Annotated in this window: 20 protein-coding genes; 6 read left to right on the forward strand and 14 right to left on the reverse strand. The window is 72.4% G+C overall.

Annotation, left to right across the window (positions count from 1 at the left end):
- The first annotated feature begins 193 nt into the window (after positions 1–193).
- Entirely contained in the window at positions 194–1669 is a 1476-nt protein-coding gene (locus ACFQQI_RS14085; protein WP_378564270.1) for a DUF4331 domain-containing protein, read from the forward strand.
- A 66-nt stretch (positions 1670–1735) separates the two neighbouring features.
- On the forward strand, positions 1736–3031 hold the full coding sequence (locus tag ACFQQI_RS14090) for a hypothetical protein (RefSeq protein ID WP_378564273.1): 1296 nt from the start codon (positions 1736–1738) through the stop codon (positions 3029–3031).
- Between the two features lie 7 nt (positions 3032–3038).
- On the opposite strand, the gene ACFQQI_RS14095 is transcribed toward ACFQQI_RS14090, so the two are convergent.
- Positions 3039–3785: an enoyl-CoA hydratase-related protein gene (locus ACFQQI_RS14095; protein ID WP_378564276.1), complete on the reverse strand. Its 747-nt coding sequence runs from the start codon at positions 3783–3785 to the stop codon at positions 3039–3041.
- An 86-nt stretch (positions 3786–3871) separates the two neighbouring features.
- Between ACFQQI_RS14095 and ACFQQI_RS14100 the strand changes: the two genes are divergently transcribed.
- Complete coding sequence (locus tag ACFQQI_RS14100) at positions 3872–4993, forward strand: aminotransferase class V-fold PLP-dependent enzyme (RefSeq protein WP_378564279.1); 1122 nt, start codon at positions 3872–3874, stop codon at positions 4991–4993.
- Positions 4994–5008: 15 nt separating this feature from the next.
- Here the strand turns inward: ACFQQI_RS14100 and ACFQQI_RS14105 are convergent, their stop codons facing one another.
- The gene (locus tag ACFQQI_RS14105) at positions 5009–5386 is read right to left on the reverse strand and encodes a PLD nuclease N-terminal domain-containing protein (protein WP_378564282.1); all 378 of its coding nucleotides are present in this window, start codon (positions 5384–5386) and stop codon (positions 5009–5011) included.
- Between the two features lie 399 nt (positions 5387–5785).
- On the opposite strand from ACFQQI_RS14105, the gene ACFQQI_RS14110 reads away from it, so the two are divergent.
- From ACFQQI_RS14110 to ACFQQI_RS14120, 3 genes are read left to right on the forward strand one after another with little or no spacing between them, the layout of a single operon-like run.
- Positions 5786–6343 carry a protein-L-isoaspartate O-methyltransferase gene (locus tag ACFQQI_RS14110; RefSeq protein ID WP_378564285.1) on the forward strand — a complete coding sequence of 186 codons (558 nt, stop codon included), beginning with the start codon at positions 5786–5788 and terminating at the stop codon, positions 6341–6343.
- 44 nt (positions 6344–6387) lie between these two features.
- The gene (locus ACFQQI_RS14115; protein WP_378564288.1) at positions 6388–7155 is read left to right on the forward strand and encodes a tyrosine-protein phosphatase; all 768 of its coding nucleotides are present in this window, start codon (positions 6388–6390) and stop codon (positions 7153–7155) included.
- Entirely contained in the window at positions 7152–8612 is a 1461-nt protein-coding gene (locus tag ACFQQI_RS14120) for a glycosyltransferase family 39 protein (protein WP_378564291.1), read from the forward strand. The genes ACFQQI_RS14115 and ACFQQI_RS14120 overlap by 4 nt, the downstream gene beginning before the upstream one ends.
- Here the strand turns inward: ACFQQI_RS14120 and ACFQQI_RS14125 are convergent.
- From ACFQQI_RS14125 to ACFQQI_RS14180, 12 genes are all read right to left on the reverse strand, one after another.
- Positions 8600–9013: a nuclear transport factor 2 family protein gene (locus tag ACFQQI_RS14125; protein ID WP_378564294.1), complete on the reverse strand. Its 414-nt coding sequence runs from the start codon at positions 9011–9013 to the stop codon at positions 8600–8602. The genes ACFQQI_RS14120 and ACFQQI_RS14125 overlap by 13 nt on opposite strands.
- A 32-nt stretch (positions 9014–9045) precedes the next feature.
- Positions 9046–10077 (reverse strand): YihY/virulence factor BrkB family protein, encoded by a 1032-nt coding sequence (locus ACFQQI_RS14130; protein ID WP_378564297.1) that lies wholly within the window; start codon positions 10075–10077, stop codon positions 9046–9048.
- Between the two features lie 9 nt (positions 10078–10086).
- Positions 10087–11355, reverse strand: a complete 1269-nt coding sequence (gene dinB / locus ACFQQI_RS14135; protein ID WP_378564300.1) for a DNA polymerase IV — start codon at positions 11353–11355, stop codon at positions 10087–10089.
- 123 nt (positions 11356–11478) lie between these two features.
- The gene (locus ACFQQI_RS14140; protein ID WP_378564305.1) at positions 11479–12657 is read right to left on the reverse strand and encodes an acyl-CoA dehydrogenase family protein; all 1179 of its coding nucleotides are present in this window, start codon (positions 12655–12657) and stop codon (positions 11479–11481) included.
- Positions 12654–14531, reverse strand: a complete 1878-nt coding sequence (locus tag ACFQQI_RS14145; protein ID WP_378564308.1) for a biotin carboxylase N-terminal domain-containing protein — start codon at positions 14529–14531, stop codon at positions 12654–12656. Before ACFQQI_RS14145 ends, ACFQQI_RS14140 begins: the two co-directional genes overlap by 4 nt.
- Positions 14528–16105: an acyl-CoA carboxylase subunit beta gene (locus ACFQQI_RS14150; protein WP_378564311.1), complete on the reverse strand. Its 1578-nt coding sequence runs from the start codon at positions 16103–16105 to the stop codon at positions 14528–14530. Before ACFQQI_RS14150 ends, ACFQQI_RS14145 begins: the two co-directional genes overlap by 4 nt.
- Positions 16102–16572, reverse strand: coding sequence for an SRPBCC family protein (locus ACFQQI_RS14155; RefSeq protein WP_378564314.1), 471 nt, complete (start codon positions 16570–16572; stop codon positions 16102–16104). Before ACFQQI_RS14155 ends, ACFQQI_RS14150 begins: the two co-directional genes overlap by 4 nt.
- The gene (locus ACFQQI_RS14160) at positions 16569–17687 is read right to left on the reverse strand and encodes an acyl-CoA dehydrogenase family protein (RefSeq protein WP_378564317.1); all 1119 of its coding nucleotides are present in this window, start codon (positions 17685–17687) and stop codon (positions 16569–16571) included. The genes ACFQQI_RS14155 and ACFQQI_RS14160 overlap by 4 nt, the downstream gene beginning before the upstream one ends.
- Positions 17684–19375: an acyclic terpene utilization AtuA family protein gene (locus ACFQQI_RS14165; protein WP_378564320.1), complete on the reverse strand. Its 1692-nt coding sequence runs from the start codon at positions 19373–19375 to the stop codon at positions 17684–17686. Before ACFQQI_RS14165 ends, ACFQQI_RS14160 begins: the two co-directional genes overlap by 4 nt.
- Positions 19372–20181, reverse strand: coding sequence for a TIGR03084 family metal-binding protein (locus ACFQQI_RS14170; protein ID WP_378564323.1), 810 nt, complete (start codon positions 20179–20181; stop codon positions 19372–19374). The genes ACFQQI_RS14165 and ACFQQI_RS14170 overlap by 4 nt, the downstream gene beginning before the upstream one ends.
- Entirely contained in the window at positions 20181–20780 is a 600-nt protein-coding gene (locus tag ACFQQI_RS14175; RefSeq protein ID WP_378564326.1) for a TetR/AcrR family transcriptional regulator, read from the reverse strand. The genes ACFQQI_RS14170 and ACFQQI_RS14175 overlap by 1 nt, the downstream gene beginning before the upstream one ends.
- 74 nt (positions 20781–20854) lie before the next feature.
- The gene (locus ACFQQI_RS14180) at positions 20855–23812 is read right to left on the reverse strand and encodes a S8 family serine peptidase (protein WP_378564329.1); all 2958 of its coding nucleotides are present in this window, start codon (positions 23810–23812) and stop codon (positions 20855–20857) included.
- Positions 23813–23847 lie beyond the last annotated feature (35 nt).

The raw sequence follows: 23847 nt of genomic DNA on the forward strand, positions 1-23847 counted from the left end.
CGCACCCGCGGTGAGCAGTCGACCTTCCTCGACGAGGGAAGGGTCGCTGCCGCGCCGCTGAACCGGATGACTGCCGGCGCGGCCGGCGATGCGACGGAAGTCCTGCGAACCGACCCATCCACCGGGCCGCGTGCGACGAACCCAGTCCGACGGCATCGCCCCAGCGATGCCGCGGACTGGAGGGAACAGCACGATGAGAGCAACGAGAAGCAGAGCGGCGTGGGTGCTGCTCGCAACGGGCGGCCTGCTCGCGACCTCGGGGATCGCGGGCCTCGGCCCCACCGGGGCCAGCGCGTCGAGCCACCGCGAGGCACCCCTGATCTCGGGGGCGCCGCAGTACGACAACACCGACGTCTACGCCTTCGTGAGCCCGGACGACAAGGACAGCGTCACGCTGATCGCCAACTGGATCCCGTTCGAGGAGCCCGCCGGGGGTCCGAACTTCTACCCGTTCGCGAAGGACGCCCGCTACAACATCAAGATCGACAACGACGGCGACGCCCGGCCGGACATCGTCTACACGTGGAAGTTCGCGGACCACTACCGGTCGAGGGACACCTTCCTCTACAACACCGGCCAGGTCACCAGCCTCGACGACCCGGACCTGAACTTCCGGCAGACCTACACGCTGACGCGCTGGCAGAAGGGCCACACCAAGACGCTCGCGAGCGGCGTGCCGGTCGCGCCGTCGTACGTCGGCAAGGCGTCCATGCCCGACTACGAGTCGCTCCGGGACGCGGCGATCACGAAGGTGCGCGGCGGCCAGTCGTTCGCCGGCCAGGCCGAGGACCCGTTCTTCCTCGACCTGCGCGTCTTCGACCTGCTGTACGGCGGTGACCTCAGCGAGGTCGGCGACGACACGCTCGCCGGCTTCGGGGTGAACGCGGTCGCGCTGCAGGTCGACAAGGACATGCTCACCCGCGGGAAGGACCCCGTGATCGGCATCTGGTCGACGACGGACCGCAAGGACTCGCGCGGTCACTACCGGCAGGTCTCGCGGCTGGGCATGCCCCTCGTCAACGAGGTCGTCGTCCCCGTCGGCAAGAAGGACCGGTTCAACGCCTCGGTGCCGCGGGACGACGCTCAGTTCGGCGAGCACGTCACCGACCCTGAGCTGGCCCGGCTGATCGAGGCGGTCTACGGCATCAAGGCCCCGGCGACGCCGCGCAACGACCTCGTGCAGGTGTTCCTCACCGGCGTGCCCGGCCTGAACCAGCCGAAGCACGTGCGGCCCAGCGAGCAGCTGCGCCTGAACACGTCGATCCCGCCGACGGCCGACCCGGACCGGCTCGGTGTCATCGGGGGCGACAAGGGAGGGTTCCCGAACGGTCGGCGTCTCACCGACGACGTCGTCGACATCTCCCTGCAGGTCGTGGAGGGCGAGCTCACCGGCAGCCCGAACGACCTCGGTGACGCGGTCAACCAGAACGACGTGGCCTTCGGCAAGGACTTCCCGTACCTCGCCGTCCCGACGTCGGGCTCGGACACCACGCCGCACTCGCGCACGGCGGGCTTCACGTCACTGACCGGCGGAGCCGCGCCGGACGGCCCGACGGCAACCGCCGACTGGGTCCCGAGCCTCGCCGCCGGCATGACCGGCGCGGGACTGCTCTTCGTCCTGGCGGGGGCGGTCGTCCTCGTCCGTCGTCCGCGGCCCGTCGCCGCATGAGACCTGGGGGAAGGGGTGACCCGGCGTCCGCGCGCCGGGTCACCCGTCCCGGGGAGAGGAAGACCGATGATCAAGGCACTGACGGTGCTGGCCCTCGGACTCGCGCTCGCCGTGAGCGGCGCGTTCGGCGTGGCACACCAGACCAGCCAGGACGACGTCGCCGTCGTCCCGGTCGACGCACCGGGACGGCCGACGGGCGACATCGAGAGTCAGGTCGCCGCACTCGAGTCCCAGGTGGGTGACCAGCCTCGCGACGGCCGCACGTGGGCCACCCTGGCGCACGTGTACGTCGAGAGGGCGCGCCTCAACGGCGACCCCACGAACTACGACCGGGCGCGGGACGCACTGCGCAAGGCCTTCGACCTCAACGGCCCCGACGACGACCTCGCGCTCGCCGGCGAGGCCGCCCTGGCGGCCGCCAAGCACCACTTCGGCCAGGCGCTGCACCACGCGCAGCGGGCGCTGCGCGTCAACCCGTACCAGGCCGTCGCGCTCGCGATCCGGATCGACGCGATGACCGAGCTCGGGCGGTACGACGGCCAGCTGCGGTCGCTCGCGCAGGCGGACCGGCGCGCACCCGGCAGCGCCGTACTGACCCGACGCTCGTACGCCGAGGAACTGCGCGGCGACATCGCCGGAGCCGGGCGGATGCTGCGGAAGGCGCTCCGCCTGGCGCGCTCCGACACCGACCGGGCGTACCTCCTCACCCAGGTCGCCGAGCTCGACCGGAGGTCCGGCCGGCTCGCGACGGCCGAGCGGCACCTGCGCGCGGCCACGGCCGCCGACCCGCGCTACGTGCCGGCCTGGGCGTCGCGGGCCCGGCTCGCCGCCGCGCGCGGCGACCTGCGCAGCGCGGAGCGTTGGTGGCGCAAGGTCAACGAGACCTCGCCGAACTTCGACTCCGCGCTCGAGCTGGGCGAGGTCTACGAGGTCACCGGCCGCGACCGGCTCGCGGACCGCTGGTTCGACGAGGCCGCCGAGATCGTGGCCGGCGAGGCCGCGACGGGCGTCCACGGGGAGCTCGAGACCGCCACCCTCGAGGCCGACCACGGGTCGGCCCGCATGGCGCTCCGGGCCGCCCGGGTCGAGTGGTCACGCCGGCACAGCGTGCACGTCGCCGACGCGCTGGCGTGGGCCCTGCACCGCACCGGGCGGTCCGAGGAGGCGCTGCGGTACTCCCGCGTCGCCACCCGTCTCGGCACCCCGGACGCGCAGTTCTGGATCCACCGCGGCCTGATCGAGGACGCCGTGGGACGGCCCCGTGCGGCCGACCGTCACCTCGCGTACGCGCTCCGTCTCGACTCCGGCGTCCGGCCGGTGCTCGTCGCGGCGGCCGGGTCCGCACTCCGGAGTACGTCGTGAGGGAGCGCTACTTCTTGCGCGAGAGGAACGCGGTCATCGCCTCGCGGGCCTCGTCGGAGGCGAAGAGCCGCGCGGACAGCTGGGCCATGTCCTCGCCGTACGCGTCGATGCGGGCGAGGAGGTCGCGGTTGAGGATGCGCTTGGACTCGCGCAGGCCCTGGGCGGCGCCCGTCGCGAGGGACGCGCACACCGCCGTGACCTCCTCGTCGAGACGGTCGGCGGGGACGGCGGTCGTGACCAGGCCGTACGTCGCGGCCTCGGCGCCGGTGAAGACCTCGCCGCCGAGCGTCGTGAGCGCGGCCGCGCGCGGGGACATGCGGGCGTGCACGGTGAGTGAGATGATCGCCGCCGCCAGGCCGAGCTTGACCTCGGTGAGCGCGAACGTCGCGTCCCCGCTCGCGACCACGATGTCGGAGGCGGCGACGATGCCGATCCCGCCGGCCCGCACCGCCCCGCCGAGCCGGGTGACGACCGGCTTGTCCATGCCCACGATCAGTCGCTGCAGCGCGACGATCTTGCGGGTCCCCTCGTCCATCCCGTCGCTCGCGGCCTCGGAGAGGTCGGCCCCGGAGCAGAACACGCGGCCCGCCGAGGTGATCAGCACGACCTTCACGTCGGCGTCGGCCTCGGCACGCTCCAGAGCCGCGAACAGCTCGGAGACCAGCTGGCGCGACAGCGCGTTGCGGTTGTGCTCGGAGTCGAGGGTGATCGTCGCGACCGCGTCGGCAGCGCTGTAGTGCACGAGCTCGGGCATGCGGCTCATCCTGCCGCATGCCCGAGCGCGGCTCGGCGGTGGAGCCGGGGACGCCGCGATCGCCGGACCTGTGGCAGTCTGCCGAGGTGAGTCTTCCGCGCCGCGATGTCGATCCCGATGGTCTGCTCGAGTACTCGGTCGTCTTCACCGACCGGTCCCTGAACCACATGTCGAAGCGCTTCGTCGGCGTGATGCAGGACGTCATCGACGTCCTCCGCACGACGTACGCCGCGGAGACGGTCGCGATCGTCCCGGGTGGCGGTACCTACGCGATGGAGGCCGTCGCCCGGCAGCTGGCGACGGGGCGGCGCTGCCTCGTCGTCCGCAACGGGCTGTTCTCCTACCGGTGGTCGCAGATCTTCGACGCCGGGTCGGTGCCCGCCGAGACGACCGTCTGCACCGCCCGCCCGGTCTCCGACGAGCGGCACGCTCCATGGATCCCGCCTCCGGTCGAGGAGGTGGTCGAGGCCATCGAGCGCACCCGCCCGGAGGTCGTCTTCGCGGCCCACGTGGAGACCGCGGCCGGCATGCTGCTGCCCGACGACTACGTCCGGGCCCTCGCCGCGGCGACGCACGCCGCCGGTGGGCTCTTCGTCCTCGACTGCATCGCCTCCGGGGCGCTCTGGGTGGACATGACCGAGCTCGGGGTCGACGTCCTGCTCAGCGCGCCGCAGAAGGGGTGGAGCGGCACCCCGTGCGCCGGCTACGTGATGCTCGGCGAGGCCGCCCGGGCCCAGGTGATGGCGACGACCTCGACCAGCTTCGCGGTCGACCTCCAGAAGTGGCTGACCATCACCGAGGCCTACACCCGCGGCGAGACGCCGTACCACGCGACGATGCCGACCGACGGGCTCGCGCACGACGCGGCCCTCATGCTCGAGACCCGTTCCCGTGGGCTCGAGGAGCTGCGCAAGGCCCAGGTCGACCTCGGCACGCGGGTCCGCGCCGTGCTCGCGAAGCAGGGGTTCCCGTCCGTCGCGGCGGACGGGTTCGCGGCACCGAGCGTCGTGGTGTCCTACACGGACGATCCCGGGATCCGCAGCGGCGCGAGGCTCAAGGAGCACGGCATCCAGGTGGCCGCCGGCGTACCGCTGATGTGCGGCGAGGGCGACGACTTCTCGACCTTCCGGATCGGGCTCTTCGGCCTCGACAAGCTCACCGACGTCGACGGCACCGTGGAGCGGCTCGAGGCGCGCCTGGCGCGGTGACGGTTGGGCGAGGCGTCAGGCCTCGTCGGCCTCGCGCTCGCGCCTCTTCCGCGCCTCGTACGCCTTGCGCTGCGCCTCGGCCCGCTCACGCACCTCGCGCAGGAAGTCCGCGTCCTTCTCGGCGTCGACGGCGGCGGCCCGCCCCGGCCGGTCGTACTCCGGGAACTCCGGCTGCTCGCGCTCGTACGCCGAGCGCCGCGTCGTCGGCGACTGCGGCCGTCCGGCCACCAGCCAGGCCACCGACCCGACCAGCGGGAAGAGCAGGATCAGCAGCACCCAGGCGACCTTGGGCAGGTTGCGCATCCGGGCGTCCGACGTGCCGATCGCGTCGACCAGGCAGTAGACCCACAGCACGAACGTCACGATCCCGACGAGCAGCTCCAGCTTGACCACGAGGAGGATTGTGGCGGCTCCGGTCGCCGGTGTCCGCGGAATCGATCGGGCCGCGGGCCGCCTTCCGTCCACAGGCCGGCTTCTGACCGTCGTTCGCACGGGCGATCTTGCGCGCCTCCGGTCCGCGTCGGACGATTGGCCCATGGCTCGCAAGCCGCTCCGATGCCGCCTGGGCTTCCACAAGTGGGGGCCGCAGCATGCGGACGGCGAGCGGTACGTGGGGTGCGTGCGTTGCCACAAGAGGACCGAGCCGCCCGACCTGTACCCGCCGCTCGTAGGCGGTTGAGCGACAGCCGACCGCTTGGACCTGGAGGGGCGGCGCACTGACCCGCCCACCCCGACGACGAGGCGAGCGGCTGCCGGGTGAAGACGGGCCGACGGCGTGCCAGACTCGAGTGGATGGACGTCTCGGAGGCCTTCCAGGCGGTGCCACGCGCATGGTTCCTGCCCGAGCAGGAGCGGGCCCGCGCGTCGTACGACGGGCCGCTACCGATCGGCAGCGGCCAGACGAACTCGCAGCCGCGCACCGTCCGGGCCATGCTGCGGCTGCTCGACGTCCGGGCCGGGCTCCGGGTGCTCGACGTCGGGTCGGGGTCGGGGTGGACCACCGGGCTGCTGGCCGAGCTCGTTGGGCCCGAGGGTGAGGTCCTGGGGCTCGAGCTCGAGCCGGACCTCGTGGAGTTCGGCCGCGCCAACCTCGAGCACGGCGACTGGCCGCAGGCCCGCATCGAGCAGGCGACGCCCGGACTGCTGGGTGACCCCGACGGCGCGCCGTACGACCGGATCCTGGTGTCCGCTGAGGCGCTCGAGCTGTCGACCGCGCTCGTCGCCCAGCTCAGCGACGACGGCCGGATGGTGGCGCCGGTGAACGGCGAGATGCTGCTGGTCGAAGCGCGGCCCGGCCGCGCCCCGAAGATCAGCAAGCACGGCTACTACCGCTTCGTGCCGCTGCGCTGACGATCGTTCACCCCCGTGACGCAGCGACCTCCTATCCTGCGCACGTGACCGATGCGCCCACCGAGCTGCTCCGGCTCGCCTCCGCCGACAACTTCCGCGACGTGGCAGGCACGGGCCCGGGCTACCCGACCACGGACGGTGGCCGAGTCCACCGTGGCGTCTTCTTCCGGTCCAACGAGCTGCAGCTGACCGACACGGACGCCGGCTCGCTCGGCACGCTCGGCATCACCCGGGTCCACGACCTGCGCAGCCGGATGGAGGTCGAGGCGCACCCCGACGTCGACGTGCCCGGCGCGACCTGGCACCACGTCGAGGTCACCGGCATCCCGACGGAGATGGTGTCCGGGCTCGCCGACGCGAGCGATGCGGTCCGGGTGATGCACGAGGTCTACGAGGCCTTCGTCCGCGAGGCGCCGGCCCGCGCGTCGTACGCCGCCCTGCTCACCGACCTCGCCGCCCAGCCCGGGCCGCAGCTCTTCCACTGCACCGCGGGCAAGGACCGCACCGGCTGGGCCGCCGCGCTGCTGCTCGAGGTCGCCGGCGTCGACCGCGACACGGTCCTCGCCGACTACCTGCTCACCAACGAGGTGTCGTCGGCGACGAGGGAGAAGTACCTCGCGCTGATCGACGAGCACCTCGGCCCCGAGAAGGTCGCCGTCTACGAGCCGACGATGGTCGTCGACGCGACGTACCTCGAGACGGCGTACGCCGCGGTCGGCGCCGACTACGGCTCGGTCGACGCCTACCTGCACGCCGGCCTCGGCCTCTCCCCCGACACCGTCGATCGACTGCGCGAGCGGCTCCGCGGGTGAGTCGCCACCCGTACGCCGTCCGCGAGGTCGGCCTCGTCGTCGCCGTCCTGGCGGTCGCGCTGCTGGCGCTCTCGCCGTACTACGGCCCGCACCGCGACGAGATGTACTTCGTGACCGCCGGCCAGCACCCGGCATGGGGCTATCCGGACCAGCCGTCGTTCACGCCCCTGGTCGCCGCCGTGATGGATGCGATCGCACCGTCGAGCGTGCTGGTGCTGCGGATCCCCAGCGTGGTCGCGGTCGCGGGCGTGGTGCTGCTGGCGGTGCAGGCCGCCCGGCTCCTCGGCGCCGCGCGCGCCGGGCAGGTGCTGACCGCGGTGACCGTCGCGTTCTCGGCGCTGGTGCCGGGCCTCGGCCACCTGCTGTCGACCTCGACCTTCGACCTGCTGTTCTGGACCGCGATCCTCGTGGTCGTCGCGCAGGCCCTCGTCGACGACCGGCCGCGGCTGTGGCTGCTGGCCGGCGTGATCGCCGGCATCGGGCTCAACAACAAGCACGCGATCGCGTTCTGCCTGCTCGGCGTGCTGGTCGGCGTCGCCCTCGTCCGCGAGACCCGGCCGGTGCTGCGCACCCCCTGGCCCTGGCTCGGCGGCCTGACCGCGCTGGCGCTGTGGGTGCCGAACCTGGTCTGGCAGGCCCGGCACGACTGGCCGGTCCTCGACCTGTCCGCCGACATCGCCGAGGAGTACGGCGGCCTGGGCGGCCGGATCGGAATGGTGCTGATCGCGCTGGTCATGTTCAGCCCCCTCATCGGCGCCGTCTGGATCCTCGGCATCGTGCGGCTGCTGCGGCGCCCGGAGTGGGCGCGAGCCCGCCCGCTTGCCTGGGCGTTCCTCGTCGTGCTCGCGGTCTTCCTGGTCACCGGCGGCAAGGGCTACTACCTCGCGGGGCTCGTGCCGCCGCTGATCGCCGCCGGCTGCACCGACCTCACGGCGCGGTGGTCGACGCGGGCGGTCGCCGTCACCGGGGCGGCGCTCGTCGCGTCGGCGGCCGTCGCCTACCCCGCGATGCTGCCGGTGCTGCCGGCGTCGTCGTTCGGCGGCTCGTTCTGGGCCGAGATCAACGACGTCCAGGGCGACACGATCGGCTGGCCGGAGTACACGGACCAGGTCAGCGCCGTCGTCGAGTCGCTGCCACCCGAGCAGCGCGAGGACGCGGTGATCTTCACCGGCAACTACGGTGAGGCCGGCGCGATGAGCTGGTACGACGTGGGCCTGCCGGCGTACAGCGGGCACAACGGCCACCGCTTCTGGGGCCCACCGCCCGAGCGCGCCGGGCCGGTGGTGGTCGTGCTCCAGGTCCCTCCCGACGAGTTCGAGGGCTGCGAGCTCGTAGACCGGCTCCGCAACGACTCCGGCACGGAGAACGAGGAGGTCGGAACGGGCGTCTGGGTCTGCGACGGCCCGACGGGCGGCTGGCGCGAGGCCTGGCCGCGGCTGGTGCACTACGACGCTTGACCCGGCAGCGGCGGGTAGCAGTCGAACGTCTCGTGCTCGACCACCCGGCCGTCACGCACGGTGACGAAGCCGGCCATCTCCGCGGTGAGGGCGGTGCCCGCACAGAAGGGTCCGCGGTCGACGCCCACCACGGCCCGCCAGGAGGCCCGGACCGCGGCCCGGTCGCCGGCGACGAGCACCTCGTGCACCTCGAAGGACTGCTCGGCGAGCAGCACCTTCCCCGCCTCGAAGCCGGCCACGATCCCGGCGACGTCACGGACCGCCCCGGTCGGCGTCACCGCATTGGGGTGCTCGACGAACCGCGCGCCGGGGTCGAGGAGCTGCTCCAGGTCGCTCCGGGTCGAGCCGAGGTCACCGACGACCTCGAAGTAGCGGCGAACCACCGCCTCGGTCGTTGTCATGTTCGCCAAGGTACCGCGCCGGACTGTGCGGCTCAGGGCACGTGATCGGCCTGGTCGTCCTCGACCGCGGCGGTGCGCAGCCGGATCTTGTGGGTGTCGGTGAAGGTGACCTCGACGGTCTCGAACCCCTTGTGGCGCTGGGCTCTCGCGTAGCTCGTGTAGGCCCGGCGGTCGGCCTCGGTCAGCTGGACGCGGTCGGTGAACGGCGTGAGCAGCGCCCGTGGCCAGAGCCGGCGCTCGAGCACGACGTTGACCTGGATGCCGAGCACGCCGATGACCGCGGTCAGCCAGAGGATGCCGACCAGGCCGAGGACCAGCGCGAACGTCTGGTTCATGCCGCGCGTCTCGGTGAGCACGTTGGTGACGAAGAGCGTGCCGACCTTCTGGAGCCCGATCCACAGCAGCGAGGCGGTGACGGCGCCGGGGATCGAGCCGCGCCAGATGTTGTGGCTGCGGGCCGACCCGACCCGGAAGAGCGCGGTCAGCACCAGCGTGTTGATGACGATGGTGACGACCGTGATCGGCCAGGCGTAGGACGTGACGGTCTCGCCGAACACCTCGGTGTTGGCGGCCAGGGTCGAGAACACCGAGACCGCGAGCACCGCGACGCCCGCGGTCAGCAGCAGGAACAGGCTCTTGAGCCGCAGCAGCACCGGGTTGGGCCGGCTGTTGCGGGGCACGGACCAGGCGATGTTGAGGGCATTCTGCAGGGCCTGGCCGAGCCCCAGCGCGCCGTACAGCGCGACGAGGGAACCGATGACGACACCGGCCGTCGACCCCTGGACGCCGTCCGGACGGCCGAGCTCGTCGCCGATGATCGGGAACTGCGCCAGCGCGGTGTCGAGCAGGTCCTGCTGCAGCTCCGGGTTGTCCTGGAGGAAGAAGCCGAGGATCGACGACCCGAGCAGCAGCAGCGGGAAGATCGCGACGAACGCGTAGTAGGTGATGATCGCCGCGAGGTAGTTGCCCTGGTCGTCGAAGTACTTGTAGATCACCGCGATCGGATAGCCCAGCACGGACCACCGCCGCTGGGCGCGATCTGCGGCGTCGACGACCTTGGCCACGCGCACACGCTATCGGCGTTCGGCGCTCCGGGCCGGACGGCGCGGCGGCACGTGGTCGGGCAGCGTCGGCATCTCCAGACCGGTGTGGCGGCCGACCAGGCTGCCGCGGGTGACGGCGCGGCCGCCGTACCGCTCCCGGACCCGGTCGAGCGCGACGTCGAGGCTGCCGGCGGCGGCCTCCTGCGCGAAGAGCGGCAGCTCGAGCTGCTCGGCGCCGTGGGCGTCGACGAGTCCGGAGATCGTGATGCCGAGCAGGGTGCAGCCGCGCTCCTCGATCAGCGGCCAGGCGGCGTCGAGCAGCCCGCGGCCCGTCTCGAGCCAGGCCGCGGTGGCGGCGGTCGAGTGCGGGATCGTGGTCGAGCGCGTCACCCGGGTGAAGTCGTCGAAGCGCAGGCGCAGCGTGAAGGTGCGGCCGATCCGCTCGCCGCCGCGGAGCCGCCGGGCGACCCGGTCGACGAGGCCGGCGAGCAGCGCCTCGAGCTCCTGGCGGCTCTTGCGCCGCCCGGGGCGGCCGATCGCGCACTGGGAGCCGATCGAACGACGCCGCCGCCCGACCTCGACCGGACGCGGGTCGCGCAGGTTGGCCAGCGCCCACAGGTGCTGACCGGCGGCCTGTCCGACCGTGGTCGTCAGCTCGAGCTCCTCGCGTCGGGCGAGCTCGCCGATCGTGCGGATGCCCTCGGCGTGCAGCTTCGCCGCGGTCACCTTGCCGACGCCCCAGAGCCGCTCGACCGGCAGCGGGTGCAGGAACTCCTGCTCCCGGTCCGGCGGCACCCGCAGCAGCCCGTCGGGCTTGCTGACGGCGCTGGCGACCTTCGCGAGGTACTTGGTGCGGGCGATGCCGACCGAGATCGGCAGCCCGACCTCCTCGCGGACCCGCTGCCGCAGGTCGGCGCCGACCTGCTCGGGCGGGCCCACCAGGCGCCGCAGCCCGGCCACGTCGAGGAACGCCTCGTCGATGGACAGGCCCTCGACCAGCGGCGTGGTGTCCTCGAAGATCGCGAACACCCGGCGGCTCGCCTCGACGTACGCCGAGAAGCGCGGCGGCACGACCAGCGCGTCGGGACACAGCCGCATCGCCTGCCGCCCGCCCATCGCCGACCGGACGCCGTGCGCCTTCGCCTCGTAGCTCGCGGCAAGGACCACCCCGCCGCCGACGATCACCGGCCGGTCGCGCAGCCGCGGGTCGTCACGCTGCTCGACCGACGCGAAGAACGAGTCGAGGTCGGCGTGCAGGATGCCCGCCGTCCCCGACTCGCTGCTCCGGATGCGTGCCACGCTCCATGATCGAACATGTGTTCGACCCTGGCAAGTCGGCCCCGCTGGGATAGTCCGTCACCTTCTGGCCGGCGACCCGCCGGTGCAGGCGGCCAGAACGTGACGGACTATCCCGACGGCAGGTCAGTACGACTTCGGCAGCCCCAGCGAGTGCATCGCGACGAAGTTGAGGATCATCTCCCGGCTCACCGGGGCGATCCGGCCGGCACGGGTGGCGACCAGCAGCCCGGCCACGCCGTACTCCTGCGTGATGCCGTTGCCGCCGTGGGTCTGCACGGCCACGTCCGCGGCGTTGCAGGCGGCCTCGGCGGCGGCGTACTTCGCCATGTTGGCGGCCTCGCCCGCGCCGAAGTCGTCACCGGCGTCGTAGAGCGCGGCCGCCTTCTGGGTCATCAGGCGCGCCATCTCGGTCTCGATGTGCACCTGCGCGAGCGGGTGCGCGATGGCCTGGTGCGAGCCGATGGCGCCCTGGAAGACCGTGCGCTCCTTGGCGTACGCCGCCGCCTTGTCCAGCGCGTAGCGGGCCAGCCCGGTGGAGAACGACGCGGCCATGATCCGCTCGGGGTTGAGGCCCGAGAAGAGCTGCGCGAGGCCGCCGTCCTCGTCGCCGACGATGGCGTCGGAGGGCAGCCGCACGTCGTCGATGAAGACCTGGAACTGCAGCTCGGGGCTGACGATCTCCATCGGGATGTGCTTGTACTCGAAGCCCTCGGAGTCGGTCGGGACGACGAAGAGCACCGGCTTCACCTTGCCGGTCTTCTCCCCCGTAGGTGACAGAGCCTCCGCACGCGCGACCACGAGCACGTTGTCGGCCTCGTCCACGCCGGAGATGTAGATCTTGCGACCGTTGAGCACCCACTCGTCGCCGTCGCGGCGGGCGGTCGTGGTGATGTTGTGGGTGTTGGTGCCGGCGTCGGGCTCGGTGATCGCGAAGGCCATCGTGCTGGTGCCGTCGCAGATGCCGGGGAGCCAGCGCTGCTTCTGCTCCTCGGTGCCGTAGCGGCTGATGATCGTGCCGCAGATCGCCGGGCTGACCACCATGAGCAGCAGCGGGCAGCCCTGTGCGGCCAGCTCCTCGCAGACGGCCGCGATGTCGCCGATGCCGCCGCCCCCGCCGCCGTACTCCTCGGGGATGTTGATGCCGAGGTAGCCGTTCTTGCCGATCTCCAGCCACAGGTCGGTGGTCTTCTCGCCGGCGCGGGCCTTCGCGGTGAACCACTCGCGGCCGTACTTGCCCGCCAGCTTCGCCACGGCGTTGCGGAGCTCCTGGCGCTCCTCGGTCTCGCTGAAGTTGTTGCTCACGCTTCCTCCACCACTGCCAGAACCTCCCCGGCAGCGACCTGCTGCCCGGGCTTCACGTCGATCTCCGTGACCGCGCCGGCGTACGGCGCGCTCACGGTGTGCTGCATCTTCATCGCCTCGAGCACCAGGACGGGCTGGCCGGCCGCGACCTGCTGGCCGGCCTCGACCGCCACGCTGACCACCGTGCCGGGCATCGGCGCCAGCAGGCTGCCGCTCGCGACCTGGTCGGCCGGGTCGACGAACCGCGGCACCCGCGTCAGGTGCACGTGTCCGCGACTGCTGTCGACGTCCACATCCCTGCCGTTGACAGTGATCGTGTACGTCGTCCGCACGCCGTCCGTCTCCAGCGTGACCGCCGCCGCGCCGGCGCTGACGACCGTGTGGCCGTCGACGGCGTAGGCGCCGTACCACTCGACCGTCGCCTCCTCGAACACCGTGCGCTGCGGCTGCGAGACGACGTTGCGCCAGGCCACCGGGATGCCGGGCTGCACGGTCCGCGCCTGCTTGGCCCGCTCGGCCAGGGCGATCGCGGCGGCGGCGGCCGATGCGGTGGTTGAGGAAGGCGCGCTAGCGCCTGTCTCGAAACCACCACCGAGGAAGTCCGTGCTCACCTCTCCACGCAGGAACGCCGGATCGCGCAGGATCGACACCAGCAGGTCGCGGTTCGTCACGAGCCCGTGGATCCTGGCGCGGCTCAGGACCGACGCGAGCTTGCGCCCAGCGGCCTCCCGGGTCGGCGCGTGCGCGACCACCTTGGCCAGCATGGCGTCGTAGTGCGTCGACACCTCGCTGCCCGACTCGAAGCCGGCGTCGACCCGGATGCCCTCCTCGCGGGGGATCTCGAAGGTCGTCAGCATGCCGCTCTGCGGCTGGTAGTCCTCGGCCGGATCCTCGGCGTACAGGCGCACCTCGATCGCGTGCCCTTCCACGGTGGTCGAGGAGGGACGGAGGCCCGTCTCGAAACCACCTTCGGCTGCAGCGATCTGCAGCTGCACCAGGTCCACGCCGTGCACCTGCTCGGTGACCGGGTGCTCGACCTGGAGCCGCGTGTTCATCTCCAGGAACCAGAAGCGCTCGGTGTCCGGGTCGTAGAGGAACTCGACCGTGCCGGCACTGCGGTAGTCGATCGCCTCGGCGGCCTTGCGGGCCGCCTCGTGCAGCGCCGCGCGGACCTCGTCGCTGAGGTTGGGCGCCGGTGCCTCCTCCACCACCTTCTGGTGGCGGCGCTGCAGCGAGCAGTCGCGTTCGCCGTAGACGCTCGTGCCGACGACCTGCACCTCGACGTGCCGGCCGCGCTCGACGTACGGCTCGACGAAGACGGTGCCGTCGCCGAACGCCGAGAGCGCCTCGGCCTCGGCCTTGGCGACCTCGCCCGGCAGGTCGTCGAGTGACCGGACGACGCGCATCCCACGGCCACCGCCGCCGGCGGACGCCTTCACGAGCAAGGGCAGATCGGCCTCGGTCGGCTCGGCGGGCGCCTCCAGGACAGGCACGTCCGCTGCCTTCATGATCTCCTTCGCGCTGATCTTCGAGCCCATCTGCCGGATCGACTCCGGCGCCGGCCCGACCCAGGTGAGCCCGGCGTCGATGACGGCCTGCGCGAAGTCGGCGTTCTCGGAGAGGAAGCCGTAGCCCGGGTGGATCGCGTCGGCGCCCGAGCGCCGCGCCGCGTCGAGCACCAGGTCGATGCGCAGGTAGGTCTCCGCCGGGGCGTTGCCGGGGAGGCGCACGACGACGTCGGCCTCGCGCACGTAGGGCAGGCCGGCATCGGCGTCGGAGTGCACGGCGACGGTCTCGATGCCGAGCGCGCGGCAGGTGCGGAAGACCCGGCTCGCGATCTCCGCGCGGTTCGCGACGAGGAGTCGTCTGATCACGGTCGGAACACCCCGAATCGGTCGGTGCCCACGACGGGCTTGTTCTCGATGACGGACAGGCAGATGCCCAGGATCGTGCGGGTGTCGCGCGGGTCGATGACGCCGTCGTCGTAGAGCATCCCGGAGAGGAAGAACGGCAGCGACTGCTCCTCGACCGACTGCTCGACGAAGGCGCGCATGCCGGCGTCGGCCTCCTCGTCGTACTCCTGGCCACGACCCTCCGCGGCCGCCCGGGCAACGATCGACAGCACGCCCGCGAGCTGGGCGGGGCCCATGACGGCGGACTTCGCGGACGGCCAGGTGAAGAGGAAGCGCGGGTCGTAGGCGCGGCCGTTCATGCCGTAGTTGCCGGCGCCGTACGACGCGCCCATGATCACGCTCAGGTGCGGCACCTTCGAGTTGCTGACCGCGTTGATCATCATCGCGCCGTGCTTGATGATGCCGCCCTGCTCGTACTCCTTGCCGACCATGTAGCCGGTGGTGTTGTGCAGGAAGAGCAGTGGGGTGTCGACCTGGTTCGCGAGCTGGATGAACTGGGTCGCCTTCTGCGCCTCCTCGGAGAAGAGCACGCCCTGCGCGTTGGCGAGGATGCCGATCGGCCGGCCGTGGATCCTGGCCCAGCCGGTGACGAGCGAGGTGCCGTAGAGCGGCTTGAACTCGTCGAAGACCGCGCCGTTGGTCGGCGAGACCCCGTCGCAGAGCCGGCGGATCACCTCGCGCGGGTCGAACGGCTCCTTGAGGTCGGTCGGGATCAGGTCGAGCAGGCCGTCGGGGTCCTCGTCCGGCTCGGCGTACGCCGACGGCGCGGCCGTCGCCGTCGCCTTCCTCCAGTTCAGGCGGGCCACGATCCGGCGCCCGATCCGGATCGCGTCGACCTCGTCCTCGGCGAGGTAGTCGGCCAGGCCGGAGACCCGGGCGTGCATCTCGGCGCCGCCGAGCGACTCGTCGTCGGACTCCTCACCGGTCGCCATCTTCACCAGCGGCGGGCCGCCGAGGAAGACCTTGGCCTGCTCCTTGACCATCACCGTGTAGTCGGACATGCCGGGCACGTAGGCGCCACCCGCCGTCGAGTTGCCGAAGACCAGCGCGATCGTCGGCTCCTTGCGGGCGCTGGCGCGGGTGAGGTCGCGGAAGAGCTTGCCGCCCGGGATGAAGATCTCCTTCTGGGTCGGCAGGTCCGCGCCGCCGGACTCGACGAGGGAGACCGTCGGGAGCCCGTTCTCCTCGGCGATCTGCGCGGCCCGGAAGATCTTCTTGACCGTCCAGGGGTTGGAGGCGCCGCCCTTCACCGACGGGTCGTTGGCGGTGATCATGCACTCCACGCCCTCGACGACGCCGATGCCCGTGACGACCGAGGCGCCGACGGTGAAGTCGGACCCCCACCCGGCCAGCGGCGACAGCTCGAGGAACGCCGAGCCCTCGTCGACCAGGAGCTCGATCCGCTCGCGGGGCAGCAGCTTGCCGCGGGCGTGGTGGCGGTCGACGTACTTCTGGCCGCCGCCCGCCACGGCCTTGGCGTGCTCGGCGTCGAGGTCGGCGAGCTTCTCGAGCATCGCCGTTCGGTTGCTACTCATCGCTCGACCACCTCCTTCATCCGCTCGAGGGTCGTGCGCATGCCGCGCTCGTTGGTGCGGCCGCGAAGCCGGCCGAGCAGCAGCCAGTAGGCGCGCAGGTAGAGCGCCGGCTCGAGCCGGTAGTACTCGGTGACCCGGGTGCCGTCGTTCTCGGGGTCGAGCCGGTAGCCCCAGTTGTTGACGGCGACCGTGTTGGTGCCGACGGCGAACTCGAAGGTCCGCTCGGCCTCGCACTCGGTGACCGTGCAGAGCGTCCAGTACGTCGGGCCGACGCCGTTGCGCTTCACGTGGCCCTTGAACTGCGCGCCCACGGCCGGCCCGGTCGCGCCGCGGATCCACTGCGCCTCGAACGTCTCGGGCGAGAACTCGCCGATCCGCGTCACGTCGGACACCAGGGCCCACACCTTCTCGGGCGCGGCGGCCATGTGCATCGAGACCTCGCCGGTCATCGGCTTGATCAGACTCATGAGTAGCCCAGCAGCTTGGCTGCGAGATCGGTCAGCACTTCGCTGGCCCCTCCTCCGATCGGCAGGATCCGGGCGTCGCGGTAGTGCCGCTCCACCTCGGTCCCGTGCATGTATCCCGTCCCGCCATGGAGCTGGACGGCCTGGTCGCAGACGTACGTCGAGCAGTCCACCGCGGTCTGCTTCGCCAGGCAGGCCTCGGCGATGACCATCTCCCCAGCGGCGTGCCGGCGGGCGACGTCGCGGGTGTAGGTGCGGGCGACCTCGACCTGCCGCCGCATCTCCACGAGCTTGTGCCGCACGACCTGCCGGCTGACGAGCGGCTCGCCGAACGTGTCGCGGTCGCGGCAGTACGCCGCGGTCAGCTCGAGCGACCGGGCCGCGATGCCGTAGGCGTGCACGGCGAGCGCGAGCCGCTCGACCACGAACTGCTGGGCGATCTGGGCGAAGCCGGTGTTCTCCTCCCCCACCAGGTTGGCGACCGGCACGCGCGCGTCGACGAACGACAGCTCGGCGGTGTCGGAGCAGTGCCAGCCCATCTTCCGCAGCGCGCGGTCGACGATGAAGCCGGGCGTGCCCTTCTCGATCACGAGCAGGCTGACACCGCCGGCTCCCGGGCCGCCGGTGCGCACCGCGGTCGTCACGAAGTCGGCACGGACCCCGCTGGTGATGAAGGTCTTGGCGCCGTTGACGACGTACTCGTCGCCGTCGCGGACGGCGGTCGTGCGGATGCCGCCGACGTCCGAGCCGCCGCCCGGCTCGGTGATGCCGAGCGCCCCGATCTTCTCGCCGGCCAGGGTGGGCCGGACGAAGCGGTCGACGAGGTCGGCGTTGCCGCTCGATGCGATGTGCGGCAGCGCGATGCCGCCGGTGAAGAGCGCGGCCATCAGCCCGCTCGACGCACCCTCGGCGAACATCCCCTCCTGCAGGTCCACCGTGTCGAGCACGTCGCCGCCCTGGCCGCCGACCTCCTCGGGGAACGAGATGCCGAGCAGCCCCTGCTTGGCGGCCGCGAGGTGCAGGGAGCGAGGGATCTCGCCGGCGTCCTCCCAGTCCTGGAGGTACGGCGCGACCTCGCGGCGCACGAACTCCGCTCCGAGCTCACGGAGATCACTCATAGGAGTCCTTCCTGGATGTGCACGACCCGCGAGCGCACCCACTCGCCGAGCCCCTTGGCCTGCGGATCGAACCGGGTGGACGCGGCCACGCCCTCGCCGAGCAGCCCGTGGATCAGCACGTTGACGCCGCCGAGGTTGGGCAGCACGTGCACCTCGACCTCGAGGTCGGCGGCCTCGGGCACCAGCTCGCGCACCTTGCGCGGGGTGATCAGCTTGGTCAGCCAGGTGACGCGCGCGTCGTACTTCTCCGACCCGTCGTGCATCACCCACAGCCCGAGGTTGGCGTCGCCGCCCTTGTCGCCCGACCGCGCGTGCACGAACGTGCCGAGTGGCGCGCGGCGGGTGAGCGAGTCGACCGGCGCGGGGTAGGGAGACGGGCGCAGGCTCGTGTGGTGCTCGGGCTCCGTGAACTCCGTCGGGTCGGCGACCACCTCACGCCGGCCGTCGGCGTGCACGACGGTGTGGGTGACGGCCGAGCGGTCGACGTACTCCGCCCGATAGACGCCGTACGGCGAGGGGGCGGCCGGCGGGCCGGTCATCGTGAAGCCCGGGTACGACGCGAGCGCGAGCTCGACGGCCGCGCCGGTGAAGCCGCGGCCGACGGGGTCGGGCTTCGGGTCCTTGACCGTGCAGCGGAGCAGCGCCGACGCGCCCTCCTCGGTGTCGGCGTCGGGCGCCGGGAGGGCGGTGCGGGTCCAGCTCACCTCGGTCGCGGTGAGCGCGGGGGCGAGCTGCTCGCGCACCCAGTCGGCCTTGGCGTCGATGTCGAGTCCGGTGAGCACGAACTCCACGGTGTTGCGGAAGCCGCCGAGCTCGTTGACGCAGACCTTGAGCCGCTCCGGCGGCGCATCGCCGCGGACGCCGCTGATCTCGACGCGGTCGGGGCCGACCTCGCGCAGCTCGACGGTGTCGAGGTGCGTGGTCACGTCAGGGTTGAGGTAGCGCGTGGACTGGATCTCGTAGAGCAGCTGGGCCGTGACCGTGTCGACGGTGACCGCGCCGCCGGTGCCGTCGTGCTTGGTGATCACGCTCGTGCCGTCGGCGGCGATCTCGGCGACCGGGAACCCGAGCGGCTTCCGGTGGTCCGGCAGCGTCTTGAACCCGGAGAAGTTGCCGCCGGTCGCCTGGGTGCCGCACTCGAGCACGTGGCCCGCGACGACGGCGCCGGCCACCTCGTCGTACGACGTCGGCGTCCAGCCGTGGTGGGCGACGGCGGGGCCGACGACGAGACTGGCATCGGTGACCCGCCCGGTGACGACGACGTCGGCTCCCTCGCGCAGCGCCGCTGCGATGCCGAAGCCGCCGAGGTAGGCGTTGGCGGTGAGCGCGTCGCCGAGTCCGAGGGAGCGCACGTCGTCGCCCTCGACGTGGGCGACGTCGACGTCCAGGCCGAGACCCTTCGCGACCTCGCGGAGCCTCTCGGCGAGCCCGGCGGGGTTGAGGCCGCCGGCGTTGCTCACGATCTTCACGCCCCGCTCGAGCGCGAGGCCGAGGCAGTCCTCCATCTGGCGGAGATGGGTCTTCGCGTAGCCCAGCGACGCGTCCTTCATCGTGTCCTTGCCGAGGATGAGCATCGTGAGCTCGGCCAGGTAGTCGCCGGTCAGGACGTCCAGCGGCCCGCCCTCGAGCATCTCCCGCATCGCGGAGAGCCGGTCGCCGTAGAAGCCGGAGCAGTTGCCGATCCTCACCTCCTGGCCCTCCCCTCGCCGGCGGGTCCCGCGAACGCCTGTGCGATCGTCAGCCACTGCTCCGCGTCGGCACCGGTCGCGACGAGGTCGGTGTCGTCGCGGTGCACGCGCTGCGTGACGAGGAGGCAGAAGTGGTACGCCGAGCCGGTCACGGTCTGCGCGGCGTCCTCGGGCCCCCAGCTCAGCGTCTGGCCCGACGGGGCGACCAGGTCGACGCGGAACTCCTCGGCCGGCGGCTCGAGGTCGTGCACGGAGTACGCGTAGTTCCGCGTGCGTACGCCGAGGTGCGCGACGTGCCTGATCCGGTCGGTGGGCTCGGGTGTCGTGCCGAGCGCGTCGTACACGTCCTGCGCGTGGGCCCAGGTCTCCATGAACCGCGCGGTCGCCATCGACGCCGGCGACATCGGCGGGCCGAACCACGGCATCCTCTCGCCCGTCGGGTAGTCGCGCAGGGCGCGGCCGAGGTCGTCGCGGGCGCGGCCCCAGCGGGCCAGCAGCGCCTCGGGGGCGAGCCGCGCGACCTCGAGAGCCTCCACGTCGACGTACCCGAGCGGGTCGTCGATCGCCTTGAGCACGACGGCGTCCCACGCCTCCTTGCCCTCCGGCGTCCGGGCGCCCGCGGCGAGCACCGCAACCTCGTCGGTCCAGGTCAGGTGCGCGACCTGGGTGGCGACCGTCCAGCCGGGCGCCGGGGTCGGGGTCGCCCAGCCGCCCACGTCAGACCGAGCGTCGAGCCCGACCACCGCGCTGAGCAGCTGGTCGCCCTCGGCCTTGAGGTCGTCGAGCAGGTCGTCGAGCAGCGTCATCAGGACTCCTTCTCCAGCACGTCGGCCCAGCGGTCCAGGATCGCCGCGCGGCGGCGGCTGTCGTCGGTGATCGTGTTCGCCAGCCCGAGCCCCCGCACCAGGTCGAGCGTGGCCTGGGCGAGCTCGCGGTTGCCGGGCACGGACTCATCGAGGCCGAGCAGCTCGACGGTCAGGCGATGGGTCTCGCGGCCGACCCGCTGCTCGAGCGGCTCGACGGCCTCGAGCAGCGACCGGTCCGTGCGCGCCGCGACCCACAGCTCCAGCGCCGCCGCGAAGACGGGGCTCGTGAAGTGGTCGGCCAGCACCTCCAGCACCGCCCGGGTGTGGCTCGGCCCCTCCGGCAGCGAGGTCGCGGCCTCGGCGAGCTCCCGCCCGCGCTTCTCGGTGAGGTGCTCGACGGCGGCCACGACCAGGTCGTTCTTGGTCGGGAAGTGGTGCAGCTGCGCCCCGCGGCTCACCCCGGCCCGCTCGGACACGAGCGTGGTCGACGTACCCGCGAACCCGCGCTCCACCAGGCACTCCACCGTCGCCTCGAGCAGCCGCGCCCGCATCGCCCTCGTGCGCTCCCCCTGGGGCACCCGCGTGCTCGTGCTCGGCATGGCGTCCAGCATGGTGGAGCCACTAACAAACAGTCAAGCCTGACTTTTTTGGGACAGTCCCTGACGGTGCGGACCTACCCGTCGACGCGGACCAGGGTGATGTCGTCGGAGCTCGGGTAGGACAGGTAGCCGAGGTAGCGGGTGCCGGCGGTGAGGCCGGACCACGAGAGCGCGACCGAGGTCTTCCGGTTGGCGCGGACGGGCACGGGGTCGGGCGAGAGCAGGAGGCTGCCGGCGGTGGCGGCCGGGTCGACGCCCCAGTAGTCGAAGGCGTACACCATCGGGCTGCCCCGCTCGCCGGCGGAGAAGCCGGCGACCTCGACGAGGTAGGTCCCCGGCTCCGGGTCGCGCAGGGTCACTGCCTCGTCGCCCGACGCCGTGCCGGACTGGCCGGCCACGGCGAAGACGTCGTCGACGCTGCACGACTCGGAGGCGAGGACCGTGAGGTCGAGGTCGGCCGTGTCGTCGGCGGCGTCGACCTGGAAGCGCGCCAGCGTGGTGTCGGGGGTGACGGTCACGCACTGGTAGTCGTCGGCACCCGCCGCGACCGTGTCGTTGACCGTCTTCGACGCCGCGAGCCCGCGGGCGGTGACGTCGAGGTCGCCCGTGAAGCCCGCGGTGAGCGGCACGCTCACCGAGCCGCTCACGCCGGCGCCGGCGACCTCCGCGGGCGCGGCCACCGACACCGGCCGCAGCGCGACCGGGAGCCGCACGGAGGTCGGTCCGTCGAGAGTCACGTCGCCCTGGGCCCAGCGGCCGAGCCGCGCATCGGTGCGCTTGAAGACGAACTTCACGTCGATGGCGTCGTTCTTGCGGTCCGCGCGGATCCGCTTCGGCTTCGTCGTGACCTTGAAGCCGGGCACCGACGCCTCGATCTTCCAGGTGCCGGCCCGGGTCGCCTGGAAGGTACGCCGCAATGTCGTCCGGGCCGTCACGTCACCGTCGGCCAGCGACGGCAGGTTGACCTTGCCCGGCGCCCGCGGGGGCGTGCCGGTCGGGATGCCCTGCGAGGTCAGCAGGCCGCGCCACTCCACGGGTGTCGACGTCACGAACAGGCCGGGGTCGAAGAACCGCCGCGGCCGGACCTCGCCGGAGCCGAAGGCCAGCGCGTCGGACGACTTCTTGCCCTTGAGGGTCTTCCCGGGCCTGGCGGTGGTCATCAGTGCGGACTTCACCTGCATCGGCGTCCACCCCGGCCGCACGCCGTGCAGGAAGGCGGCGAGGCCGGCGACGTGGGGCGACGCCATCGACGTACCGGAGTAGAGGTCGTAGCGGCGTCCGGAGTTGGCCGGCGGCGCGACTGCGGCCAGCACGCTCACCCCGGGAGCAGAGAGGTCCGGCTTGAGGAGGTCCCCGCTCCCGACCAGGGCCGGGCCGCGCGAGGAGAAGCCGGCGATCTGCGTCAGCGGCGTCTTGTGCCTGGTCTGGTTGCCGAGCTCGAACGACGCTCGCGCGCTGCTCCCCGCGTCGCCGAGGTACTTGTAGAGCCGGGTGCCCTCGGTGTCGGAGATGTGGACCGTCGGCACGGCGTGGAAGTCGGCGTCGAGGCTGTTGGGCGACGGGTTGACGAGGATCATCGCGACGCCGCCGGCGCGCTTCACCTCGTCACTCTTGGCGACGCGGTCGTAGATGCCGCGCAGGCAGACCACGATCCGGCCCTCGACCTTCGCGTCGTCGAGCGAGTCCGGTCCGCAGATGTCCGCCTCACCCTCCGCGGCGTCGGGGGCGGCCGCCTTGCTCGCGTCGACCACGCGCGTGCTCGGCACCGGCTCGGTCGAGATCGAGGTGCCGAGGATCTTCCGCCCGTTGCCGAGCACGATCGTGTTCTCGAAGCGGACGTGGGTGGTGGCCGCGACGGTCGTCACCCAGGGTGCGGGGTGGTCGAGGGTCGACGGGTCCGGGCCGGCGTTGCCCGCCGAGGCGGCGACGAAGATCCCGGCCTCGGCCGCACCCTCGAAGGCGATCTCGACCGCGTCGAACGTCGGGCTCGCGCCGCCGCCGATCGAGAAGTTGATGACGTCCACGCCGTCGATGACCGCCTGCTCGATGGCGGCGATGGCGTCGGCGTTGTTGCAGCCGCTGTCGTCGGGGTTCGCCGCCTGCCAGCAGACCTTGTAGACGGCGAGCCGCGCCGCCGGCGCCATGCCGACGACCCGGCCGAACTTCCGCCCCTCGGTCCGCACCTTCTCGACGACGCCGCCGGCCGCGGTGCTCGCGGTGTGGGTGCCGTGGCCGTCGCCGTCGCGGGTGGAGAGCTGCTCGGTCGAGGCGAGGTCGCTCTCCGGCACGGTCTCCAGGAAGCTCTCGGCGTAGTAGCGCGCACCGACGATCTTGGTGCTGCAGTCGCCCTTCTCCCACTCGTCGGCCACGTCGCACCGCCCGCGGAAGACCTGCCCGTCGACCTTCTCCATGCGGGTCTTCTCACCCCGCCGCGAGATGTCCCACCGGGTCTTCGCCCTCTTCGTGAGCCGCTTGCCGTGGAACGACTTCGACTCCGGCCAGATCCCCGAGTCGAGGTCGCCGATCACGACCCCGGCGCCCGCGTTGCCCCGACCGCCGTGGCCGGCCCAGGCGCCGTCGCGCCCGGTCAGCCCGAGGTAGTCCGGCGAGCGCCACGTGTCGAGGCGTAGGGTCCGCGACTTCTCGACCAGCAGCACCCGCCGGTCGTTCGCCAGGGCGAGCGCCTGCGTCCTGGTCAGGTCGGCGACGAAGCCGTTCGCGGCGACCGTGAAGTCCCGCACCGGCTCGGCCCCGTGGTCGCGCGCGACGGCGGTGTGCGTCCTGCGCAGGTGGGCGGAGTACGCCGCGACGCGGGCCGACCGGGCGCTGAACTGCCCCGTCGTCGACCGGGTCGCGCGGAGGCGACCGGTGCCGCCGTCGTACCCGGTCGCGGGCGGATCGCGCAGCAGCACGACGTAGCGGCCGCCGGTGACGGACAGGCCGGTCGTCGCCTCGGCGCCGCTGTGCACGGCGCTGGCCGACGTGCCGAAGGGTGCCACCAGCAGGGCGGCACAGACGAGGCCGGCAGCCACGCAACGACCTACCGGCCCGGAGAGCCCGGAGAACC

The organism is Nocardioides sp. GCM10030259 (assembly GCF_042666375.1).
Taxonomy (GTDB): Bacteria; Actinomycetota; Actinomycetes; order Propionibacteriales; family Nocardioidaceae; genus Nocardioides.

Coding starts and splice junctions, on each gene's coding strand:
- ACFQQI_RS14085 (WP_378564270.1), top strand. CDS start 194: ATGAGAGCAACGAGAAGCAGAGCGGCGTGGGTGCTGCTCGCAACGGGC.
- ACFQQI_RS14090 (WP_378564273.1), top strand. CDS start 1,736: ATGATCAAGGCACTGACGGTGCTGGCCCTCGGACTCGCGCTCGCCGTG.
- ACFQQI_RS14095 (WP_378564276.1), bottom strand. CDS start 3,785: ATGCCCGAGCTCGTGCACTACAGCGCTGCCGACGCGGTCGCGACGATC.
- ACFQQI_RS14110 (WP_378564285.1), top strand. CDS start 5,786: ATGGACGTCTCGGAGGCCTTCCAGGCGGTGCCACGCGCATGGTTCCTG.
- ACFQQI_RS14125 (WP_378564294.1), bottom strand. CDS start 9,013: ATGACAACGACCGAGGCGGTGGTTCGCCGCTACTTCGAGGTCGTCGGT.
- ACFQQI_RS14150 (WP_378564311.1), bottom strand. CDS start 16,105: ATGAGTAGCAACCGAACGGCGATGCTCGAGAAGCTCGCCGACCTCGAC.
- ACFQQI_RS14155 (WP_378564314.1), bottom strand. CDS start 16,572: ATGAGTCTGATCAAGCCGATGACCGGCGAGGTCTCGATGCACATGGCC.
- ACFQQI_RS14160 (WP_378564317.1), bottom strand. CDS start 17,687: ATGAGTGATCTCCGTGAGCTCGGAGCGGAGTTCGTGCGCCGCGAGGTC.
- ACFQQI_RS14170 (WP_378564323.1), bottom strand. CDS start 20,181: ATGACGCTGCTCGACGACCTGCTCGACGACCTCAAGGCCGAGGGCGAC.
- ACFQQI_RS14175 (WP_378564326.1), bottom strand. CDS start 20,780: ATGCCGAGCACGAGCACGCGGGTGCCCCAGGGGGAGCGCACGAGGGCG.